At 36.9% G+C, this 21,474-nt stretch carries 17 protein-coding genes; 11 read left to right on the top strand and 6 right to left on the bottom strand.

The window, feature by feature from the left end:
- Nucleotides 1–245: 245 nt before the first annotated feature.
- Complete coding sequence (locus tag IPO27_14480) at nucleotides 246–932, top strand: DUF4386 domain-containing protein (protein ID MBK8847676.1); 687 nt, start codon at nucleotides 246–248, stop codon at nucleotides 930–932.
- 524 nt (nucleotides 933–1,456) lie between these two features.
- Nucleotides 1,457–2,650: an MFS transporter gene (locus IPO27_14485; GenBank protein ID MBK8847677.1), complete on the top strand. Its 1,194-nt coding sequence runs from the start codon at nucleotides 1,457–1,459 to the stop codon at nucleotides 2,648–2,650.
- A 542-nt stretch (nucleotides 2,651–3,192) separates the two neighbouring features.
- Here IPO27_14485 and IPO27_14490 read toward each other — a convergent pair.
- Nucleotides 3,193–3,480 (bottom strand): hypothetical protein, encoded by a 288-nt coding sequence (locus IPO27_14490; GenBank protein MBK8847678.1) that lies wholly within the window; start codon nucleotides 3,478–3,480, stop codon nucleotides 3,193–3,195.
- Nucleotides 3,481–4,121: 641 nt separating this feature from the next.
- Between IPO27_14490 and IPO27_14495 the strand changes: the two genes are divergently transcribed.
- Nucleotides 4,122–7,145, top strand: a complete 3,024-nt coding sequence (locus IPO27_14495; GenBank protein ID MBK8847679.1) for a hypothetical protein — start codon at nucleotides 4,122–4,124, stop codon at nucleotides 7,143–7,145.
- On the opposite strand, the gene IPO27_14500 is transcribed toward IPO27_14495, so the two are convergent.
- The 3 genes from IPO27_14500 to IPO27_14510 all read right to left on the bottom strand — a co-directional run bounded on the left by IPO27_14500 (nucleotide 7,142) and on the right by IPO27_14510 (nucleotide 10,827).
- On the bottom strand, nucleotides 7,142–8,653 hold the full coding sequence (locus IPO27_14500) for a glycosyltransferase family 4 protein (GenBank protein ID MBK8847680.1): 1,512 nt from the start codon (nucleotides 8,651–8,653) through the stop codon (nucleotides 7,142–7,144). The genes IPO27_14495 and IPO27_14500 overlap by 4 nt on opposite strands.
- Before the next feature lie 9 nt (nucleotides 8,654–8,662).
- A complete protein-coding gene (locus IPO27_14505) occupies nucleotides 8,663–10,312 on the bottom strand; it encodes an alkaline phosphatase family protein (protein ID MBK8847681.1) in 1,650 nt (549 codons plus the stop codon).
- 101 nt (nucleotides 10,313–10,413) lie between these two features.
- Nucleotides 10,414–10,827, bottom strand: a complete 414-nt coding sequence (locus tag IPO27_14510; protein ID MBK8847682.1) for a 6-carboxytetrahydropterin synthase — start codon at nucleotides 10,825–10,827, stop codon at nucleotides 10,414–10,416.
- A 59-nt stretch (nucleotides 10,828–10,886) separates the two neighbouring features.
- Here IPO27_14510 and mqnB point away from each other — a divergent pair, with 59 nt between their 5' ends.
- The 4 genes from mqnB to IPO27_14530 are packed head-to-tail and all read left to right on the top strand — an operon-like array spanning nucleotide 10,887 to nucleotide 14,226.
- Complete coding sequence (gene mqnB / locus IPO27_14515) at nucleotides 10,887–11,564, top strand: futalosine hydrolase (protein MBK8847683.1); 678 nt, start codon at nucleotides 10,887–10,889, stop codon at nucleotides 11,562–11,564.
- A 6-nt stretch (nucleotides 11,565–11,570) separates the two neighbouring features.
- Nucleotides 11,571–12,410 carry a 1,4-dihydroxy-6-naphthoate synthase gene (locus IPO27_14520; protein ID MBK8847684.1) on the top strand — a complete coding sequence of 280 codons (840 nt, stop codon included), beginning with the start codon at nucleotides 11,571–11,573 and terminating at the stop codon, nucleotides 12,408–12,410.
- Between the two features lie 21 nt (nucleotides 12,411–12,431).
- Entirely contained in the window at nucleotides 12,432–13,400 is a 969-nt protein-coding gene (rfaD, locus tag IPO27_14525; GenBank protein ID MBK8847685.1) for an ADP-glyceromanno-heptose 6-epimerase, read from the top strand.
- A 13-nt stretch (nucleotides 13,401–13,413) separates the two neighbouring features.
- Nucleotides 13,414–14,226 carry a 4-(cytidine 5'-diphospho)-2-C-methyl-D-erythritol kinase gene (locus tag IPO27_14530; protein MBK8847686.1) on the top strand — a complete coding sequence of 271 codons (813 nt, stop codon included), beginning with the start codon at nucleotides 13,414–13,416 and terminating at the stop codon, nucleotides 14,224–14,226.
- An 18-nt stretch (nucleotides 14,227–14,244) separates the two neighbouring features.
- Here the strand turns inward: IPO27_14530 and corA are convergent, their stop codons facing one another.
- The gene (corA, locus tag IPO27_14535; GenBank protein MBK8847687.1) at nucleotides 14,245–15,369 is read right to left on the bottom strand and encodes a magnesium/cobalt transporter CorA; all 1,125 of its coding nucleotides are present in this window, start codon (nucleotides 15,367–15,369) and stop codon (nucleotides 14,245–14,247) included.
- Nucleotides 15,370–15,508: 139 nt separating this feature from the next.
- On the opposite strand from corA, the gene IPO27_14540 reads away from it, so the two are divergent.
- Together IPO27_14540 and IPO27_14545 are read left to right on the top strand one after the other, a co-directional pair.
- A complete protein-coding gene (locus IPO27_14540) occupies nucleotides 15,509–16,234 on the top strand; it encodes a methyltransferase domain-containing protein (GenBank protein MBK8847688.1) in 726 nt (241 codons plus the stop codon).
- Complete coding sequence (locus IPO27_14545; GenBank protein ID MBK8847689.1) at nucleotides 16,231–16,950, top strand: ZIP family metal transporter; 720 nt, start codon at nucleotides 16,231–16,233, stop codon at nucleotides 16,948–16,950. Before IPO27_14540 ends, IPO27_14545 begins: the two co-directional genes overlap by 4 nt.
- 75 nt (nucleotides 16,951–17,025) lie before the next feature.
- Here IPO27_14545 and IPO27_14550 read toward each other — a convergent pair whose 3' ends face one another.
- A complete protein-coding gene (locus tag IPO27_14550) occupies nucleotides 17,026–18,771 on the bottom strand; it encodes a T9SS type A sorting domain-containing protein (GenBank protein MBK8847690.1) in 1,746 nt (581 codons plus the stop codon).
- 155 nt (nucleotides 18,772–18,926) lie between these two features.
- On the opposite strand from IPO27_14550, the gene IPO27_14555 reads away from it, so the two are divergent.
- The gene (locus IPO27_14555) at nucleotides 18,927–20,786 is read left to right on the top strand and encodes a cyclomaltodextrinase C-terminal domain-containing protein (GenBank protein ID MBK8847691.1); all 1,860 of its coding nucleotides are present in this window, start codon (nucleotides 18,927–18,929) and stop codon (nucleotides 20,784–20,786) included.
- Nucleotides 20,787–20,805: 19 nt separating this feature from the next.
- Nucleotides 20,806–21,474 (top strand): beta-phosphoglucomutase, encoded by a 669-nt coding sequence (gene pgmB, locus IPO27_14560; protein MBK8847692.1) that lies wholly within the window; start codon nucleotides 20,806–20,808, stop codon nucleotides 21,472–21,474.

Raw genomic sequence — 21,474 nt, forward strand, 5'->3', positions numbered from 1 at the left:
TTGATTAAGGCACACTGCGGGTATGTGATACATGATTTTTCTTTTTTGCTGAGGTATGTCCTTAGTTTTGTTGCAATTTTTATTTTTACCACATGTTATTTACGTTTAGCTGACGGCTAGTTGGTTTTTTCACAGTCTGCCGTTATCGGTCAGGCAAAAAAACTACCGAGAATTCAATATAACAAAAAGTAAATTTAACTGATGACTAAGAAAAAAGACAATGACAAACATAAACCTCCAGGAAAATGATTACAGATAAAAATTTAGCCCGAATTGCAGGTTTTTGCTACTTAGTAGTGATTGCGACAGGTTTGTTTTCGGAAGTTTTTGTAAGGCAAGCATTAAGAATGTCAAATGATGCAATGGCAACTGCCCACAATATTAAAACTAATGAAATGCTATTTCGTTGGGGTATTGTGGCTGACCTTATCAATTTTATAGTTGGTATACCGGCTATATTGATAATTTTTCACTTTTTCAAAAAGTCAAATAAGATTATATTGCAAATTGCTTTAGCATTAGTTATTATTCAAACGGCAATTATTGCAGTCAATCTATTAAATCAAATTACACCATTGTTACTATTAGGTAATGAGACTTACTTAAATACTTTTCAACCAAACCAACTAGCAACACTTTCTCTTTTGTCCTTAAATATTCAAGCACAAGGTTATGGAATTGGTTTAGTATTCTTTGGATTTTATTGTATTTTAATTGGATATGTAATTTTTAGAACTAATGCGATACCTAAACTTATTGGAATCGCTTATGCAATGGCAGGACTATGCTACTTGATAAATAGTTTTACAATGTTTCTCTCAAAAGGATTTGCGAATCCTCTGTTCATTTACCTTGCAATTCCAATTTTCATAGGTGAACTATGTCTTTGTTTGTGGTTACTCATAAAAGGCATTGACACGACAAAATTATGAAACAAAAGTGAAAATCAATAAACTTAAAAATGCCCGAACCGCTTACATTTAGCCATCTATAAGAAAACTGCACTCGAATAGAGCGAACGAGAGGGGCATAAAGATGGTGTTCTGCAGCGTAAGCCGCTATCAGCATAGTATGAGCCGCTATCTGTTCTGTATATAGGTTTATTTGTAACCAAGTGAGGCTTGGTATTGGTTCCTTGTAACAGTGAGTATATACATTGTTTTTAATACAGTTAATGAATATTGCATCCATTCAAGCCGGCATTAAAGAGCACAACATTTTCTGTCCAAAATTGCAATCTCAACCTGATATCTCCTTTTGATTAAAGCGGCTTGCATGCATGTGATGCATTTTTTTTTTTTTTGCTAAGTCATTTCAATCGTGTTGTTGTAATTTTTATTTTTACCCTATGTTATTAAAGTGCAGCTTGTGGCTAGTGGTTTTCAACAGGCTGCCGTTATAAGCAGTTCTTAGACGACACAGCATACTTTAAACTCAACAAAAAGAAAAGAAAATTTTGAAATATATAACACGATCAGTTTGGATTTTATCAGTAGTTAGTTTGCTGACAGACACGGCAAGCGAAATGCTGTACCCAATAATGCCGATTTACTTAAAGACAATTGGATTTTCAATTGTTCTTATTGGAATGCTTGAGGGCGTTGCTGAAGCAACCGCTGGGCTTAGCAAAGGTTATTTCGGAAAGCTTTCTGACACATCAGGCAGACGAGTTCCGTTTGTGCAACTTGGTTATGCATTTAGTGCAATTTCAAAACCAATGATGGCAATTTTTACGTTTCCAATTTGGATATTTTTTGCACGTACAATTGACCGTTTTGGTAAAGGCATTCGGACAGGTGCAAGAGATGCGATACTTTCTGATGAAGCAACTCCAGCAACAAAAGGAAAAGTTTTTGGTTTTCATCGGTCAATGGACACACTAGGCGCTGTCATTGGTCCTTCTTTGGCTTTGCTCTATTTGTATATTTATCCTAAAGACTACAAAACACTTTTTTTCATTGCATTTATCCCTGGATTATTAGCAGTTCTATCCTCATTTTATCTAAAAGACAAGAAAGTAAATGTGGATAGACCAAAAGTAAAAACGCCAATTTTTTCATTCTTAAACTACTGGAAGGCAAGCCCAACAGAATATAGAAAAGTTGTAATCGGACTTCTACTATTTACCCTGTTTAACAGTTCAGACGTCTTTCTTTTGCTTCAAACAAAACAAGCAGGACTTGACGACACAATGGTAATTGGGGTTTATATTTTTTACAATCTTATTTATGCTCTGTTCGCTTTTCCTGTGGGCATTCTTGCTGACTACTTGGGACTTAAAGCAATATTCATCATCGGACTTTCCTTATTTGCGTTAGTATATTTTGGTATGTCCATAAATACAAACATTTATTACTTTTTCGGACTGTTTTTTCTTTACGGTATTTATGCTTCATCGACAGAGGGAATTTCAAAAGCATGGATTTCAAACATTACAGACAAAAAAGACACAGCAACAGCAATCGGAACTTTTTCGGGACTCCAAAGTATTTGCACCATGTTGGCTAGTTCATTGACCGGTTTAATTTGGTTTCAATTTGGTGCGACCATAGCATTTATTACAACAGCGACAGTAACTTTGTTTGTAATTGCCTACTTCCTCACATTTCCAAAGCCTACAAATATTGCTAATGGCACAAACAAACTCTAACGACAAAAAAGGGGCAGTATATAACATTTAGCATCTATACAAACCTCACACACAAGTAGACCAAACAAAGGTGCTTTTCAAATAGAAAGTATTCAGCGATACGAGCCGTGATGTGCTTTATATGTGCTACAGCCTGTTTGTGTTTAAGTGTACTTGTAATGGATTGCGGTTTGCTATTTGTGGTTGTAACAGGGAGCATATATGTTGGTTTTAAAACACTTAAAAAACATGGCATCCATGTAAGCCATAATTAAAGCATACAACATTTTCTGCGCCAATATTATAATCTCAACTTGACATCTGCTTTTGATTTCTGCAGCATACTATCATGTGTTGCATTATGTTTTATTTGCTACTGTTTATTAATTGTGATGTTGTAATTTCTATTTTTACCACTTGCCATTAACGTGTAACTGTGGGCTGTTCAGTTTTTTCACACCTTAATGCTATTCTTTAGCAGCAAACAATAGAGTAGGGGGCAATTCAAATAAAGTGCATTCTATACCTTAATTAAGGTAGTTCGACTTGCTATATTAAATTTATTATTTATTGTAGGTAATGAAATCTATAAACAAGTAATCATTTATGGTAGGGTCAACCGCAAAGATTTCGCCTGTAGTTTTATTTTCAATAGTCACAAAATCGTGATCTTTAAAAAGTGGCAAATCGAAATAGACGTGAATGTTTTTTCCAAGGAAATAAATATGACCAATGTGTGATGTTGCCTTCCAACTGTTGTCAAGATTATTTTCTTTTAGCAGATGGTTACATGTGGTTACAAAGAAGGATGCATAACCTATGCAGTTTGCCGCTTTCGAATCTATAAGCAAATTTGGATTGTAGTTAGTTTTATTGCTACTAAAAATTAGCTGATTGGTTGTTATGGATAAACTAAGTTGTATTATTTTTTCGATATCATGATTGTTATGTTGATTCTGGCTATAATTAATTAGCGTGTTGAGATTATTGTTTGTTATAGGATAAGTATCGCGTATGCAAACTGACTTATAAATGATTCAACTCCTATAAAGCCACCCTCGTAATACGATAACAATAGCTAGTAAGATAAAGATTGCCAAAAGCGACCTTCTTATACGTTTCATTGAATATAGAAAGTTTTAGTATTGCAAAGGTAATGCTAAATAATTGCTTGCGGTTGGCATTTAATACGTTACTTACAACATCGTCCACAAGTATATTTGTTTTTTAGGACAATTTTTGGCATACAGACTTCTCAGTGTTCAAGCCAGTAGCGGCCAGTTGCTGCTGTTTCGATTTAGATGCAAAAAACGTTATTTTTTTAAAGAGCTAAGAAATGCATTTGTGGAATGATGATGCTTCTACTTCGGAAATTATCTGCTCATTTTAAAGGCATTTGGGTTTGAGTGCACAAATCTGCTTCTGTGCATTAGGAGTTGCTTTTATTTTCTACCAATTAGTTTTAGCTTTACAAAAAACTTTTTCTCTGTAGATGCGCACCAGTGCTTTTATACTTTTTATGCATGCCCTTTTGGCTTTTGCAATAGGTGCCTACACATTGGTTGGTCAAGCCCATCCCAAAAAGCGAATGCATGCAACAACGCTTAATTATGAGCAAGGGTTAATGCATAACAGCACTTCGAGCATTGTTACCGATAGCAAAGGTTTTATTTGGATTAGCACGCAAATTGGATTACAACGCTTTAATGGCTATCGTTTTAAAACGGTTACCCCGTTTATAGATGGATATGGAAGTGTACAAATTGATTATGCTGTTAATCTACTAAAACTAAGCAACGATTTCATTATTATTACGAGCAAGCAAGGTTTATTAAAATATGATATCAATAACGATTGCTTTAGTTTTGTAAATAAGCGCAACGCAAAAGGCGAATTAAAATTTGCAACACTGCCGCTGGCAGAACTAAACGGGAAACTATACTGTCTTATAGAAAATGAAATAGTATCATATAATGTAGACTCGCTGTCGCACGAAGGTCGGGAGTGTGCTTTTCCCACCTCTGTAACTTCAAATTTTTTTACAGTCAATACTGTTATCAGCAACTTTGTATTTGTAGGCGGTCCATATTGTGTTAATGGAGAGCGAATCATTTTTAGTGACTTCAATTCTGTGTATGAGTTTAATACATCATTAAAAAAGTTTACTTTAATTAAAAAGCAAAACGATAAAATATTTGGTTTGGCAAGCATTGGTAGCTATTACTATGAACTTGGCGATAGCAACCTGGTTATCTATAGTGCATTAGGGAGCACGTTGCTTAAGACATTTACAATTGCTAATCTAATAAATGAAAAAGTGGAGTATGCTTCGCTCACAGTGAAGAACAGCAGATTATTTATATCAATCAACAACCATATTTACGAGAGCGATAGTCAGCTTTTGCATTTTACAGAGCTGATCGATTTAAAAAACCAAAACATTGTTCCGGTTGGCTATATCGTAAAGGTTTATCCGGATCAGTTTAACCGTGTTTGGGTGATAACCAATAATGATATAAAGCGGGTGCAAGATGCTTCTGTTCCTTTCGAGCATTTGTTTTATGACAATGCGAAAAATAATTTTGTCAAAACAATTTATGTTGATACAACTGAAGGAATAATATTAGCAGGATGTTTCAATGGAGGTTTACAACTTTACTCAGTAAATGGTAAGGCATTGCTTTCTCAACCTATAGTTACGAGTGATGTTAAAGATATAATGGCCATTGAGAAATTAAGCTCTGGCAATTTTCTTGTTTCTACTTATTTTAACGGGTGGTATATTTTTAATTATGAAAAAAAAATTTTTAGTAAGGTAACATCATCTAAAAAGGAGCATCAAGATTTTATTAAAGCAAAAATTAATTTTTCAAATAATATTATCAAAATAGGGGCAGATGCTTTCATTATTGCCACTGCAACCAATGTGTATAAATGTTCTTTTAAAGAGAATGTGCTAATTAGCGCTGTAGCCATGTTTGCGTATCAGGATCCGTTCAAGATAGCGTATACCCATGCAACTATCAAAAAAAATGGTGATATAGTAGCAGCTACCAACAATGGATTGGTAATTACGCGAAGTGTAAATCAATATTCGCAATTTTCTATAGTTGGCAATTTTACGATTCGTGCAATCAAGGAGGCGACTAATGGAAATTTATGGGTAGGCAGCGATAAAGGTTTATACGTATACTCGCCCAAAGGCAAGCTTATTATTAGTATAACAGATCAGCAGGGATTAACCAACGACTGTATCTATAGTATTATACCATCTGACGAAGTTGATGCGGTATATGTGAGCACCAACCTGGGTTTATCGCATGTTTATATGAATGGAAAAATTATCAACTATCCTAAAGAAGTAGGCTTGCAGGAAAATGAGTTTAATACTGCTTCGAATTTTAAGACCGGAGATGGTTTCTATTATTTTGGAGGCATCAATGGAATAACAAGATTTAGACAGAAGGAGCTTTCGCGAATAGATGATAACCCTATTATTCAACTTACTTCACTTATTGTGAATGACTCCGTTTACTCCTCTTCAACTGGGATATGGCAAGGCAATGAGATAAAACTAAAATATTTTCAAAATCATTTGCAGTTTGATGTTGTTGCAATTGGTATGCTTAATCCTTCTGAGTATAACTATTGGTATAGGCTTACTGGTTTTGAAAATAACTGGCAGGCAACAAATAACCCGAGGAATATTCATTATACTCTAACACCTGGCACGTATCAACTCGAAATAAAATGTAGCCCAATACAGAACGATAAAAAAGCATTTACACATTCCTATTCGATTACTATTTTTCCGCCTTGGTATAATACCTGGTGGTTTTATTTTCTGGTAGCTGGTATAATTTCTTTAGCTGCGTATCTGTTGTTTCAGTACCGGCTTAAACAGTTACTTCGTATACAGGAAATTCGCAATCGCATAGCAAGCGACTTGCATGATGAAGTAGGAAGTGCCTTAAGTAGTATCCATTTGGGAAGTAACCTGGCGTCAAGTCTGATATCAAAAGATCTTGTAAAATCTAAAGTGGTGCTTGAAAGGATAAGCAAGACATCCAAACAAAGCATTGAGCGCATGAGTGATATTGTATGGAGTATAAACCCTAAAAATGATAGTGGTCGCAACATTCTTGCAAAAATAAAGTTTGCTGCAACTGAATTGCTCGAATCAAAAAATATAGCGGTTCATTATAATATTTACCAGGGATTCGAGAAGCATAAATTTGAAATGGAACAGCGAAAAAATTTATTCCTCATTTTTAAAGAGGCTATTCATAATGTATCAAAAAATTCGGAGGCTGCTAATTGCTATATTTCTATTTTAAAAAATAGCTCTTTTATTACAATGGAGATTACCGATGATGGTAAGGGATTTGATTTGTTAAATAAACAGAGTTTGGGAAATGGTATTGAAAATATGAAACGAAGGGCATTTGATATGGATGCAAAATTTACTCTTGACTCTGCAGTTGGAAAGGGAACCACAATTAGAATAGAATACTAAGAAACGCTACAAGCCTTGGCAATTTTTCTTACATGATGCGCCCACGTGTAGTTTTCGGCAACAGTGGTGTACGCATTTTTTCCAAGTTGTTTGTAGGTTTCAAAATTGATATACATCTCATAAAAGGAATTGGCCAAGGCCTCTATATCTCCTGGAGGCACCAATAAAGCACTATAATTATGTTTTAATATAACACCAATTTGTTCAAGGTCGCTTGCAATAATGGGTTTGCCCAATGCCATGTACTCGAATAATTTTGTGGGGCTTCCAAAAAACTTTGTCCCATCCGTGTTTTGAATGTGGGGAGATACCAATACATCGCATGCGGCAAGGTGCTCAGGGCTTGTATTCTGTGGTACTGCGCCAGTATAAGTAACATAGGGTGTACACGTTGCATCTGCTATTATTTTCTTAACCAATGGCAACAAGTTACCATTGCCAATAAGCAGAAATCTTATTTTGTCGCGTAATTCGGTATGTGCAGTAAAAAGCGAAACAATTGCTTTGGCTAATTCAACCACGCCATGCCATTCGCCAAACGTGCCAATAAAACCAAAAATAAATTTCTCCTGCAATTGATAGCGTTCGCGCACAACTGCACTCTTAAGTTGAGTGTTGAATTTTGTTAGCGAAACTCCGTTTGGAGTTACAAGTATTTTGGCTGCTTCAACTCCGGATGCTACTAAATCATTTTTAAGATTTTCAGATACAACCACAATCAAATCGGCATGTTGTAAATTCAATCTTTCTATGCGCTCCAGCAATATGGAGTGAATCATTTTACCGCTTCCCCAATTTTTCATCGCCCAAACTTCGCTCCCATTAAATTCTAAAACCAACGGCATTTTTAAATGATGTTTTAACCATACACCGCTATAGTTAAACTGACTATAGCGCTGATAAATAACGGAACTGTCTATAGTTGTCGAGCTTAAAAATTTTATTAGCTGCTCATTATAAATGATGGTGGCAAGTTCAGGTATTGAAGTATATGAACTGTAATCGGGGCTAACTTTGGTAAAAAGAGAAGTGCAATCTACTTCAAATAAAGTATCGGTACTTATAATTTGCGAAAGCCATTGATTTGCTCTCATTTCATTTACCACACCGCTAACATGACCTACCGAGCCACCGCTGCGTAAATTAAACCAATGATCGGTTCGTAAATACAGAAACTTAGCATCGGTTAACAGCGGAAGTTTTTTGACCGGCACTGTATTTTCAAGATTAGTCAGTTGCTGCTTGATTCTTTTAATTGCAGGATACCATAAAACTAAATCTTCGAACAGGTTTTTAAGATTTTTGAAAAACGAATGGGCAGCTATATAGTTACCGTTATAATCAATCCAACCAAAATCGCGACTGCCACTAATGTATAAGTACAATTCAAGAATCTCGCGCATGGGTATATGCCGGCTGCTTGCAGTAAGAATTTCGAAAGAACGTTTTTTAAAAAATTTCTTTGCTGAAAAGGCAGTTGAGATTTCCTTGTAACTAAATTGTTGCATGAACGATTCTTATTTTCCGGTCACACGGGTTATTACTTTGCCACTGGCAGCATTAGGAAATGCGGCACGCAATAAAACCGAAAGGGTAGGAGCAATATCTGTTATATTATGTTCCGTGGCGTCCTCGCCCGGTTTAATTCCATAACCAAACCAAAGCAGTGGTACATGGGTATCATACGTATATCCGCTACCATGCGTAGTGCCCGTATGCCCAGAGTATTCTATTAATCCCGGCTCAGGCACAATCACAACATCGCCACAACGCTTTGGGTAATATCCCTTTTGCACCTTGGCATCTATGCCAAGGGTATACTCATTTCTAAGCAAAGAGGTTGATGTTAAACAATGGTGCACCCCATCAAACTGCATGAAGAATTGTGCGCACTCATTTTCAAATTTTTCATGATTTATCCCCATTTCTGTTAGCAATGGTTTATTAATAAATAGTTGATCGTTATAAAATGAAAGCAATAGTCCATCTACCAAATATTTTTTCTTCATTTCATTTTTTAGTGAAGCAAAAATCAAGGAGTCATCAAGCCAACCGGCATTAATCTTATGATCGATTAAGTATTGTGGATTAGGAATTGCTGCATGATCAGCAGTTAAAAACAAAAGATAATTATCCTTGCCAACTTTAGTATCAAGGTATTTAAGCAGCGAAGCTAATTCTAAGTCCAGGCGCAAGTATATATCTTCGGTCTCAATAGCATTGGTGCCAAATTGATGACCGATGTAATCAGGCGAAGAATAGCTCAAGCATAAAAAGTCTCCGTTTACACTTCCCAGATTTTCTCCTTGTATACCTGCCATAGCCGCTTGTGTAATTAGTGAATTACCCCATGGGCTACTTCTTAATAAACCATAGCCTGTTTTGCCCATTTTGTTAAAGTTGTAAGGAAACACAGGGCTGGTATATGTTGGAAATAGTCCTTCGTAAACAGTGCTGTCTGCCGTTGATTCCTGATACTTTTCTAAAGGCAACAAAGTGGTCCATGGAGTTTGAAAGTATTTTTCTGAAAGTTTTTTTGCATTAAATTCCTCCATCCATTGCGGCAGTTTGGTCATATAATAGGTACTTGTAATAAAATTACCTGTAGCATTATCATACCAATAAGCCCCATTGGCCGAATGTCCTCCGGGCAGCGCGGCTCCTCTGTCTTTAAGTGATATTGAAATTACACGCGATTGATAATTTGTTGCAAAACGCACCTCATCTGTAATGGTGCTTGTTAGCATGTTTCGTGGAGATATTCTGCCGCTTGTCGATGTGCTCCCAACGGCAGTAACTGATGTATCTTCTACACAATAAACGGTATCGTAATTAGATCGCATATACCAATTGTTACCTACGATGCCATTTAAGGATGGGGTAGCTCCTGTGTATATGCTTGCATGTCCCGGGCCTGTAAAGGTAGGCACATAGTCGTAATGTACATTACTGCAAAATAAACCTTCATTTACCATTCGCTTAAACCCTGCATTACCGTAATGATTCCAATATCGGTATAGGTAATCTACACGCATTTGGTCAACCACAATACCAATGGTAAGCTTAGGTCGTTTTTGAAGATTTGCTTTTTCTTGCTTAACCTGATTAAATGCTTGCAAAGTAAGCATCAGGCAAATGGCCAATAAGGCACTGATTTTAAATTTCATAAAATTAGAATGAGGTTCTACAAAAGTAGAATTTAATATGTGCTTTCAACTTCTTAATTTGTGAAGCATTCAAATGATTTTTTTTTGAAAGAAAATAATACTTACTCACCGTAATATTCTACACAATTACGTTCGGTTTCATTTAACCGCACACAATGCAGCAAGCAACCATGGTTAGCAATTTCGGCTTCTAACTGCTGCCATATAGCTATTGCAACAATCTCTGTGGTTGGCATCAGGCCTTTCATAAAATCAACATCCAGATTTAAATTTTTATGATCTACCTTATCAATCACCTTTTCTTTAATGAGCGTGCTGAGTTTTTTTAAGTCCATTACAAAGCCAGTATCAGCCTTAGGAACGCCTTTTACTGTTACAAACAAATCATAGTTGTGCCCGTGCCAGTTTGGATTACTGCACTTGCCAAATACCTCATGATTTTTTTCATCACTCCACTCGGGATTAAACACTTTATGAGCAGCATTAAAGTGCTCTTTTCGAATAACGTAAACCATTTATTTTTTTTTAATGATAATGTGGCGCGAAATTACAACTTTTGTGAACTTTTCAATTAATGAGTTTATTCAAAAAAATACTGATAGTTGCTGCAACTGAAGAAGAAATAAAACCGACAAAGGAATTATTACTTGCAGGAACCGCATTGGCCAATAGTCAACAGCTGTATTGGCTAGTTACCGGACCCGGCATTGCTGCTACTTGCTTTGCTCTTGCGCAATACCTTGCTGCAGAAAAACCAGACATTATTATTAATGCAGGCATTGCAGGCAGTTTTAACCACGATTTAAAGCTTGGCCAGGTGGTGCTTACAAAACGTGATACGTTTTGTGATTTTGGCGCACAAGATGATCAGGAGTTTATACATGCATTTGATTTGCCCATTGCTGATAAAAATAAATTTCCATTTAATGATGGCTGGCTCAACTATCATCAAGATTTAATTACCTACTTGCCACTGTCCAGAGTTACTGCAATTACCAGCGATACAGGACATGGTAATGAGGCACATATACAACGCCTTACACTTTATTATAATCCAGACATTGAAACTATGGAAGGTGCAGCTGTGGCCTATTGCGCAGGTATGTATTCTATTACGGCAATTAGTGTTAGGGCAATTTCTAATTATGTAGAGAAACGAAACCGCGCAGCATGGGAGGTTAATTTGGCTATCGAAAATCTTAATCACGATTTATTAAAAATTTTGGTTCATATTTGTGCACTTAATAACTAACTAATTATGGCTGATAAAATGAAATTTGGCTTTTCTCCTTGCCCTAACGATACCTTTATGCTTGGTGCATTATTCACCGGAAAAATTGCAACCGATGAATTCCTATGTGAACCTCACATTCTGGATATTGAAGAATTGAATTCGCAGGCTTTAGAAGGCAATTTTGATATATGTAAAATCAGTTTTCACTCCTTCCCGCTTGTAAGTAACAACTATCAGGTATTACAGTGTGGTGCTGCACTTGGCGAATCTAATGGCCCCATACTAGTTTGTAAGCCTGGCAACGAAGAAAAAGCTCAGGATGCCACAGCACGCCTGGCAATTCCTGGTATGCATACTACTGCCAACCTTTTGGTTAGCTTATTTTATCCTGACCTGGTAGACAAGACAGCCATATTATTTTCTACCATAGAAGACGCTGTATTGAATGGTGATTATGACCTTGGAGTAATTATTCACGAAAATCGTTTTACCTATGAGGCTAAGGGCCTGGTAAAAGTGGCTGACCTTGGCGAAGCCTGGAAAGAACAAAATTTCACCTTATTACCACTTGGTGGCATAGTTGTTAAGCGCAGAATGCAAATGGAAGCCAAAAAGAAAATTGAAGAATTAATTCGCAGTAGTATTGTATATGCTTTTCAACATCCTGACGAGATTTTGCCTTTTGTTCGTCAACATGCACAATCGTTGAGCGATGATGTAATCATGCAGCACATTCGCATGTTTGTCAATCATTATTCAGTAAATCTGGGCATAGAAGGCATCAGCGCTGTTCGTGCACTGTTTCGCAGAAGCAAGCAGGTAAATGTGTATAATTTTCTTACTGAACCGGTTTTCGTTGACTAACGCCTTATTGCAGTAGCGTATATGGTAATAGTAACTGGGGCCGCAGGGTTTATAGGTAGTTGCCTGGTTGGCAGGTTAAATCAACTTGATATTCATGATGTTGTTGCAGTAGATGATTTTTCGCACGAACAAAAAGAAAAAAATCTTGCCGATAAGCATATCAGCAAACGTGTGCACCGCGATTTGTTCTTTGATTTTATCAAAGAAAATCACAAGCGCATAAAATTTATTTTTCACCTTGGTGCGCGCACAGATACCACCGAATTTAATAGTGAAATTTTCGATCGGTTAAATGTCTCCTACAGTTGTCATGTTTGGCAGTTGTGCAGTGCTTTTCAAATACCGATGCTCTATGCCTCTTCGGCCGCAACCTATGGCAATGGCCAGTATGGATATGATGATCGTGACCTCAGTCTGGTTGAAAAATTAGAACCCCTTAATCCATATGGTATCAGTAAAAATGATTTCGACAAATGGGTATTAATGCAAAGGACCCAGCCACCAAAATGGGCAGGTTTAAAATTTTTTAATGTATATGGCCCTAACGAATATCATAAAGGCCGAATGGCTTCTGTAGTTTTTCATGCCTTTAACCAGATTAAAAAAAGCGGTAGTATGAAATTGTTTCGCTCACACCGGGCCGACTTTGTAGATGGTTTTCAGTTGCGCGATTTTATTTATGTAAAAGATGTAGTTGATGTGTGTTTGTATTTTTATCAAAAAAATATTGCCTCATCAATTTATAATTTAGGAACAGGTACAGCCCGTAGTTTTCTGGAATTGGCAACTGCCACTTTCAGTGCAATGGATAAACAACCTCAAATAGAATGGGTAGACATACCCATTGACATACGCGACAACTATCAGTACTTTACAGAGGCTAACATGAACAAGTTAGTTTCAACTGGATTTGTGCAGCCATTCCAATCGCTTGAGCAGGGCATACGTGATTATGTTACTAAGTATTTGACTCCCGAAAAATATTTTTAAACAGTAGAGTAAATTGATTTCATTCCCAAACTGCAAGGTCAACTTAGGGTTAAACATCACTTCGAAACGAAGTGATGGGTTTCACAACATCGAAACCATATTTATTCCTGTTGCCTTATGCGATGCACTCGAAATTTTGCCTTCAGTCAATAAGGAAGTCCATATGCGGATAGAAGGCATGCAGGAGCCACCATCCTTCGACAATAACTTGTGTATAAAAGCCTATTCTTTATTGAGAGCAGAATACCAATTGCCACCTGTTGACTTTTTTTTGTTAAAGAAAATTCCTTCAGGATCCGGTCTTGGCGGTGGCAGTGCTGATGCAGCATTTACACTAGTCATCCTAAATAAGATTTTTGAGCTAAATATTTCTCAACAAGCGCTGAAGTCTTATGCTGCCAAACTTGGCAGCGATTGCGCATTTTTTATTGATAACACCACTGCTTTTGCCACAGGCCGGGGTGATGAGTTAAGCTCCTTATCAACCGGATTAGAGGGAACGTATATAACCCTGGTTAATGCAGGCATTCACATTAACACCGCTGCTGCTTATGCAAATTGTAAGCCTTGTATGCCGACCATCAGGCTAAACGAAATAATACAATTGCCAAAAGAAGAATGGCCGCATTTAATTAAAAATGACTTTGAAGATTATGCGTTTAATGCCTTTCCCATGCTTGCCGAATTAAAGCAAATGCTATATGATTGTGGTGCATGGTTTGCATTAATGAGCGGCAGTGGAAGTACCTTGTATGCTCTTAGCCATAAGCCGTTAGCTATTCCAGACAAGTACAAGCCTTATCTCATTTATGCGGGTGTAATTTAACTACAAGGTGAGCAGGCGCTAAGTGCCTCTGGTAAGCCAACCAATCTTTTTGAAGTATAACATCATACCTATTGCGAGTGCTAGCATGAACGCCATTATGGTTACATAACCATATGGCCAATATAATTCAGGCATGCTTAAGGGCATTATTTGCTTAGTTGTTTCATTATATCGATTAAAGTTCATTCCGTATAAACCAACAATAAAAGTTAAAGGAAGAAATATGGTACTTATTACTGCTAGTGTTTTCATTACCTCATTCATACGGTTGCTTATGGATGATAAGTAAATATCGGTTAAACTTACAGTTATCTCTTTAAAATTATCGGCCAGATCAATTAACTGAACTATATGATCATATGAATCTTTGAAATAAATTTTGGTTTCAGCATCTACCAAATTGTTATGGCTGCGGATAATATCATTGACTTTATCTCGCTCTGCAAAAAATATTCTCCTGCAAAAAATAAGATTACGTCTGGTAGCTTGTATCTGTTGTAAGGTAGCTATATTAACTCTTCCAAGCACTTCATCTTCGAGCCGGTCAAGCCGTTCACCAACAATTTCTATTGTTTTAAAATTAGCTTCAATAAACTGATCGTTTACATTGAATGCCATGTAGTCAAGTCCAAAAGTTCGAAGCGAACTTTTAGGGTTTGTCATACGCGAAATTATTTTTTCGAAATAGTTGTTTTTACTTTTTTGAATCGTTACCAGGTATTCTTTAGTAAGCAAGGTAGCAATAGCTTCCGATTGCATGGTTGCTTCCTGATTGTAATTAATAGCATGTGCAATAGAAAAAATGTAGTTGGGGTGCTCTGAAAACTTAGAACGCTGATTTTCTATTAATACATCATCCAATTCAGATGGATGTACATCAAATCTATTGCAAATGTCGTTAAACATTTGTTCATCGCCTGTTCCGCTTATGTGTATCCAATGCTTGCTTCCGGCATGTTTGCTGCAAATGGCTAACGCATCGGTTAAGTTATTTGCATTACTAGTATAGAACTCATCTATTGAATAGTTATACACAGTCATTTCAGGTTTTTGCAAACCCTGATGGAAGCTAAAGTATCCGCTTTTAAAATGTGATACCGGAGTTTTAGTCTTTGGTTTTTTGTAACTGATTTTTCTTTTCACAGCTTATCAATACTTTATTTTTTCAAATATATACAGACTTACACCTTTTATAACTAGAAGCAATTGTTAGTTATCAATCATATTATAAACAATTAAAGTATGCATGCTGATATGCAATTTTGCAATACATTTGCGCACTATGGCAACTGATAACTGGTACAATGCCTGGTTTGGCACAACATATTATGATAAACTGTATGCGCATCGCGATTATGCCGAGGCGGAGTTTTTTATAAATAATATTATAGAAAAGCTGCCAACAGGCGCATCGGCACTCGACCTGGGATGTGGCAAGGGACGCCACGCTGTTTACTTAAATTCAAAAGGGTATACTGTTACAGGCATCGACTTGTCGGAAAAAAATATAGAACATTGCATGCAGTTCGCCAATGCTAATTTAGATTTCAAGGTACACGATATGCGTAGGTTTTATTGCATTAATACATTTGATGTGGTGCTTAACCTCTTTACTAGTTTCGGATATTTCGAAAAGCTACATCACAATGAACTTGCCTTACAAGCAGCTTATGCTGCACTTAAGCAGGGTGGAGTAATGGTGCTCGATTACTTTAACAGCACCTTTGTAGAAAATTTAATACCTGATGTGAAAGTTGTTATTCATGATAACATCAAATTCGAAATCAGAAAAAAAATAGAAGACCGTTTTGTAATTAAAGAAATCGTTGTGTCGGATGATGGTAGGGAACACACTTTTTTTGAGCGTGTTGAATTAATAACACTAAAAGAATTTGAAAATTTATTTGCAAAGGCAGGATTCCTCATTCAGCAAATCTATGGCAATTATAAACTCGAGCCATTTGATATAAACAATTCGCCACGCTGTATTTTTATTGCCCAAAAATGACCTTACTGCAATACATACTTTTTTTTGTAATTATCTGCTCAAGCGGATTGTTGTTTTTCTATTTTAAAGCGATAGAAAAAAAATATCTCAAGCTCATTCTGTCTTTTACAGGTGCGTTTTTATTTGGACTTATATTGATGGATTTGCTGCCGTATGTTTTCGAAAGCGATATAGCACATATTGGCATTTACTTATTAGCAGGATTTTTCTTGCAGCTTGTGTTGGAATATTTTAGCGAAGGAATTGAGCACGGCCATATTCATATTCATAAGACGAATGATAAGACCTTCCCATTTGGTTTAATGATAGGTCTAAGTCTTCACTCATTTATTGAGGCAATGCCGCTTGCGGGGATGCAACATGCAGGCCACACCCATTTATTCTGGGGCATATTGCTACATCATATTCCCGTAGCATTTGCATTGGTCGCTATGTTGATGCATAGCGGTGTTTCTAAATACAGAACCGTTGTCTGCCTTCTTATTTTTGCGCTCATGTCACCATTAGGTGCTTACGTTAGCAGTATGCTTCAAGGTACAGAACTATCCGGTTCAGAAATGTTTTTCAGGCAAAGTATGGCAGTAGTAACGGGAATATTACTACACATTTCCACTACCATTTTATTTGAAGCCAGCAATGATCATCGTTTTAATTTGCAAAAGCTAATAACTGTAGCAATGGGTGCAAGCGTAGCCTTGTTACTTCATCTCAGTTAAAAGGATGATAACAGGCAAATAAAAAAGGCCTCTATCGGTAAGAGGCCTCATTTTTTTAATAAAATAGTTTATTAATTATCTTGCAATTACAAGCTTATGCTTTGATGGCGTATTTACACCTTCGGCAACCAACATATACACACCCGGTAACAAGCCCGATACATCAAGTGTGACCTGATGACTGCGCACCATCTGTGAAGTAAGTATTAGCCTGCCAAGTTCATCATATACGCGCACAAATGCATCATCGCCATGGTTATTCAAGATAATGTTAACAACATCAGTTGCCGGATTGGGAGCAACTAAAATAGCAGCAGATAATGCATTTTCATTAGTGCCTGACGCATAGCTTATGGTTATGTCATCAATGCGTACAGGAGAGGGTGTACTTCCAGATTGATTTACTCTAACGCCAAAATAATATGTATCCGTTGTTGGAACAGAAAATGTCGAAATAGATTGATTCCAGAAGGTGGCATTTGTATTTGATACAGTTGCTATAAGCTGTGTTAAGCTTGCAGGATTCTTAGCTGTTCCGGTATATACCTCAATGGTGCTTGTGCCGGCAACATCAAAATAATGTGTAAAGAAATCGAAAACATAAAGAGGGCCTGTGCTTAAATCGAAGCATCCGGTAAGCAACCAATCATCATCCAATATATTGCCACCATCGCGAAGGCAGTAATCACCCGTGTTAGCTGGTATACTGAATTGAGCATTGTTAGCGTAATCCCATGAATCGCCATCGCCATCTAAATCAATAATTTCAAATTGCGCAAGGTCATCAATGCCAACTTCAAAACTATTAGTAAAAGTATTGCTAAGATTGTTAGGGGAATACACATCAAATGAAGTAAAAGCTGAATCGTTAGCTGCATTACCATCATTAGGTATCGAAACACCGGCTGTTAGCTGATTGGCACCCAAGGTACCTGTTGCAGTTGCAGCAAATAAATATAAATCGGATTGTAAAGGATTAATCGTGCCAAAATAAGTTTCCATAACTGGGGCGCCACCATTAACCGAAAACCATACAGGGCAATTGCTAATTGGTAAGGCACCTGCATTAAATATTTCTAATAATACGGGCGAAGAGCCCGTGCAGGAACCCTCAGCACCCACTATGTTTGCCTTCGCATCTATTGCAAACGGCTCGTTTAACGCAATATCATCTATTTGCCACCAATAACCCCAATCGCCTCGGTATAGAAAACGGATGTATAAGGTCTGTTGTGCCGCAACAGCCGAAATATCAACTGAAACTAAATTAGGGTTGTCAGTTGATTGGTTATTAGCAAGATTTGATTCTGAATTTTTATGTACTTCAACCCACGTGATGCTATCATTGGAAACGTAAACTATTCCCTCATCAGCTGCTGCTGTAAAATGTCTGTATAATTCTTCGAAGCTTAATATAACAATAGTGTTTGCTGTACAGTTTATACCTGGCAGATAAATCTCGGTCATCATTGCTCCAGAGCCTTGGCCTAGTGCATCATCATCAACCATGATAAATCCATTAGATGCAGTTGTTGACTTTAGCGTATCGCCAAGCCCAACACTTTGTCCACTTGGCCCGGTTCCGGCTGGGCTATAAAAAAAGGTTTCTCCAAGTCCTGCACTATCAGTTAATACCCAGTCTGATGGAATTCCATTTGCAAAATTTTCTGAATAAATAATGGTAGCAAAACTATCCTTGCCTTTTTTGCTCGACTTAATGCCTGGAACACTTTGGCCACGTCCGTTTAAATTAATCCTGTCCTGTGCTTGCGAAGCTAGCGAACACAAAACTAAAAACGCTAATAGTACTTGTTTCTTCATTTTTTGTAGTTTGATTTGCAATAATAAGCATTATTGATGAAAAAAAGCTTTTAAACCATTTAGTTCATTAGCTGCAATGGTTAATAAAATCTGCATCAAACCTTTGCAAGCGAATATAAATTCTTTACGTTTGCCATTCACACCTCTTATAAGAAATGCGCATTTTTAGTTTCGTATTTTTGTTATTGTGCAATGGTCTTTTGCCTGCATCTTCTCAAAAATTAAATTTCACACTAGCTCATATAGATCCGCCTAATTGGTTTACAGGCTTAGAGCAAAGTGATTTGCAATTATTGGTTCGCGGTGAAAATATTTCTGCTGCAAATTTTTCTACTTCCTATCCGGGTGTTAGTGTTAAAAGTATAGACACTACTCAAAGTAAGAATTATCTTGTTATTCATCTAAGTATAAGCTCCAATACTCCTCCCGGTTCTGCAACCCTTTTGTTTACAAAAGGGAGAAAAAAAATATCTGCCCCTTTTAATTTTATAGCCAAACCGAACAGGTCAACCCCATCGCTAAGCGCTGCCGATGCAATTTATTTGCTCATGCCCGACCGCTTTGCCAATAGTGATAAAAACAATGACCGTATTGCCGGTATGTTTGACCAAACGCTAAACAGAGATTCATTTGTGTACAGGCACGGGGGCGATTTGCAAGGTGTAATAAGTCACCTTGATTATATACGTTCGCTTGGGTTTACTGCTATTTGGTTAAATCCGGTAATGGAAAATAATCAGCCTACAGAAAGCTATCATGGCTATGCTTGCACTAATCATTATCAAGTTGATAAACGCCTCGGTGGAAATAAGCAATACCAAATACTTTCAGAGGCTGCGCATCAGCAAGGCTTAAAGTTGGTGCATGATATTGTACTAAACCACATTGGCAACAAGCATTACTTGTACATAGACCCGCCATATCAGGATATGTTTCATAATTGGAGTGAATTTACACGAACTACTTATAAAGATGGAACTTTGTTTGATCCTTATCGTGCACAAAGCGATTATAACCTCATGCGAAATGGCTGGTTCGATACACACATGCCCGATTTTAATCAGCACCATCCGTTTGTTGCAAAATATTTAACTCAAAATTCAATTTGGCTCATTGCTACTTTTGGTATTGATGCATTTCGCATTGATACCTATGCTTATAGTGACCTGCAATTTGAAAGCGATTGGGCCAAAGCAATTAAAGCAGAATTCCCAGCATTTTTTATGTTTGGCGAAACATGGGTTCATGGTGTAGTTAATCAAAGTTTTTTCACCAAAAACAATTTGAGCAATAAGGAAATTACTTCGTATACAGATGGGGTAACAGACTTTCAATTGTATTATGCAATTAATGATGCAATCAATCAGCCTTTTGGCTGGACCGAAGGAATAAATCGGGTATATCATTTATTATGCAGCGATATTATTTATCAAAACCCATTTAACAATGTTACACATTTGGATAATCATGACCTTAGCAGATACTGGAGTGTGTGTGGTAAGGATTTGAATAAATACAAAATAGGATTAACCTTGCTGGCAACTTTGCGAGGCATACCAAGCATCTATTATGGTACGGAACTATTGATGGAGAATTACGCTAATCATAATTCGAGCAATGTCCGTCAGGATTTTCCCGGTGGTTGGGAAGGTGATACCCTTGATGTTTTTAACCGTGAATCACTTAATAAAACTTTGACCAGGGATCAACAAGAGGCTTTTAGTTTTCTCACCCTTCTGTTCAACTATCGCAATCAGAATAAAGTGTTGCATGATGGCAAACTAAAGCAATTTGTTCCTATTGATGGTGTGTATGCCTATTTCAGATATAATGATAATGCAAAGGTTATGGTAGTTATAAATACGAATAAAAAAGAAGCAGCAATTGATGGTAAACGATTTTCGGAAATAATAGATGTAAACAAAACAGGCATCGATATTTTTTCAGGAAAGGAAGTTAAATTGGCAAGCATGCTTTTACCGGCCATGTCTTCGCAGATATTGGAATTAAAATAAAACGAATGAAATGCACACAATGAAGTATAAGGCAATTATTTTTGATTTGGATGGTGTAATAGTAAATACCGCACACTTCCACTACCTGGCCTGGAACAGACTTGCCCAACTATGGGGTGGACAAATAACCGAAGAGCAAAACGAAGAACTTAAAGGAATAACCAGAATGCGGTCGCTCGAAATTATTGCAGCATGGTACCACAAATCACTTTCGGAGCAAGAAAAAATAATGCATGCGCGTGATAAAAACGATTGGTACCTGGAGTATGTGGACATGATGGATGAGTCAGACATATTGCCTGGAGTGAAAATTTTTCTGCAAGAATTAAAAGAAAATAAAGTACCGGTTGCATTGGCATCGGCAAGTAAAAATGCTGAACGTGTTTTAAAGCATATTAATTTGTTTGATTTTTTTGATGTGATTGCAGATGGCAATAGTGTATATGAATCTAAACCGGACCCCGCCATTTTTAGTTTTGCTATAAAACAGTTAGGCCTGCAACCTGCAGACTGTGTTGTGTTTGAAGATGCACCTGCAGGACTCGAAGCTGCGCTTGCTATAGGCTGCACTACCATTGGCGTTGGGCAACCTGACTCCTTAATCAAAGCCCATTATGTTATTCCTGACTTTACACATTTTAATTTAAATGCGTTAACTACTATACTTGCATCTATTAAATCAGTATAA

It is taken from the genome of Bacteroidota bacterium, from assembly GCA_016714535.1.
Taxonomy (GTDB): domain Bacteria; phylum Bacteroidota; class Bacteroidia; order AKYH767-A; family OLB10; genus JADKFV01.

What these genes read in the sequence shown, in the direction of transcription:
- IPO27_14480 (MBK8847676.1), top strand. Translation starts at nt 246, where the DNA reads ATGATTACAGATAAAAATTTAGCCCGAATTGCAGGTTTTTGCTACTTA.
- IPO27_14495 (MBK8847679.1), top strand. Translation starts at nt 4,122, where the DNA reads ATGCGCACCAGTGCTTTTATACTTTTTATGCATGCCCTTTTGGCTTTT.
- IPO27_14500 (MBK8847680.1), bottom strand. Translation starts at nt 8,653, where the DNA reads ATGCAACAATTTAGTTACAAGGAAATCTCAACTGCCTTTTCAGCAAAG.
- IPO27_14505 (MBK8847681.1), bottom strand. Translation starts at nt 10,312, where the DNA reads ATGAAATTTAAAATCAGTGCCTTATTGGCCATTTGCCTGATGCTTACT.
- IPO27_14510 (MBK8847682.1), bottom strand. Translation starts at nt 10,827, where the DNA reads ATGGTTTACGTTATTCGAAAAGAGCACTTTAATGCTGCTCATAAAGTG.
- mqnB (MBK8847683.1), top strand. Translation starts at nt 10,887, where the DNA reads ATGAGTTTATTCAAAAAAATACTGATAGTTGCTGCAACTGAAGAAGAA.
- IPO27_14520 (MBK8847684.1), top strand. Translation starts at nt 11,571, where the DNA reads ATGGCTGATAAAATGAAATTTGGCTTTTCTCCTTGCCCTAACGATACC.
- rfaD (MBK8847685.1), top strand. Translation starts at nt 12,432, where the DNA reads ATGGTAATAGTAACTGGGGCCGCAGGGTTTATAGGTAGTTGCCTGGTT.
- IPO27_14540 (MBK8847688.1), top strand. Translation starts at nt 15,509, where the DNA reads ATGGCAACTGATAACTGGTACAATGCCTGGTTTGGCACAACATATTAT.
- IPO27_14545 (MBK8847689.1), top strand. Translation starts at nt 16,231, where the DNA reads ATGACCTTACTGCAATACATACTTTTTTTTGTAATTATCTGCTCAAGC.
- IPO27_14550 (MBK8847690.1), bottom strand. Translation starts at nt 18,771, where the DNA reads ATGAAGAAACAAGTACTATTAGCGTTTTTAGTTTTGTGTTCGCTAGCT.
- IPO27_14555 (MBK8847691.1), top strand. Translation starts at nt 18,927, where the DNA reads ATGCGCATTTTTAGTTTCGTATTTTTGTTATTGTGCAATGGTCTTTTG.
- pgmB (MBK8847692.1), top strand. Translation starts at nt 20,806, where the DNA reads ATGAAGTATAAGGCAATTATTTTTGATTTGGATGGTGTAATAGTAAAT.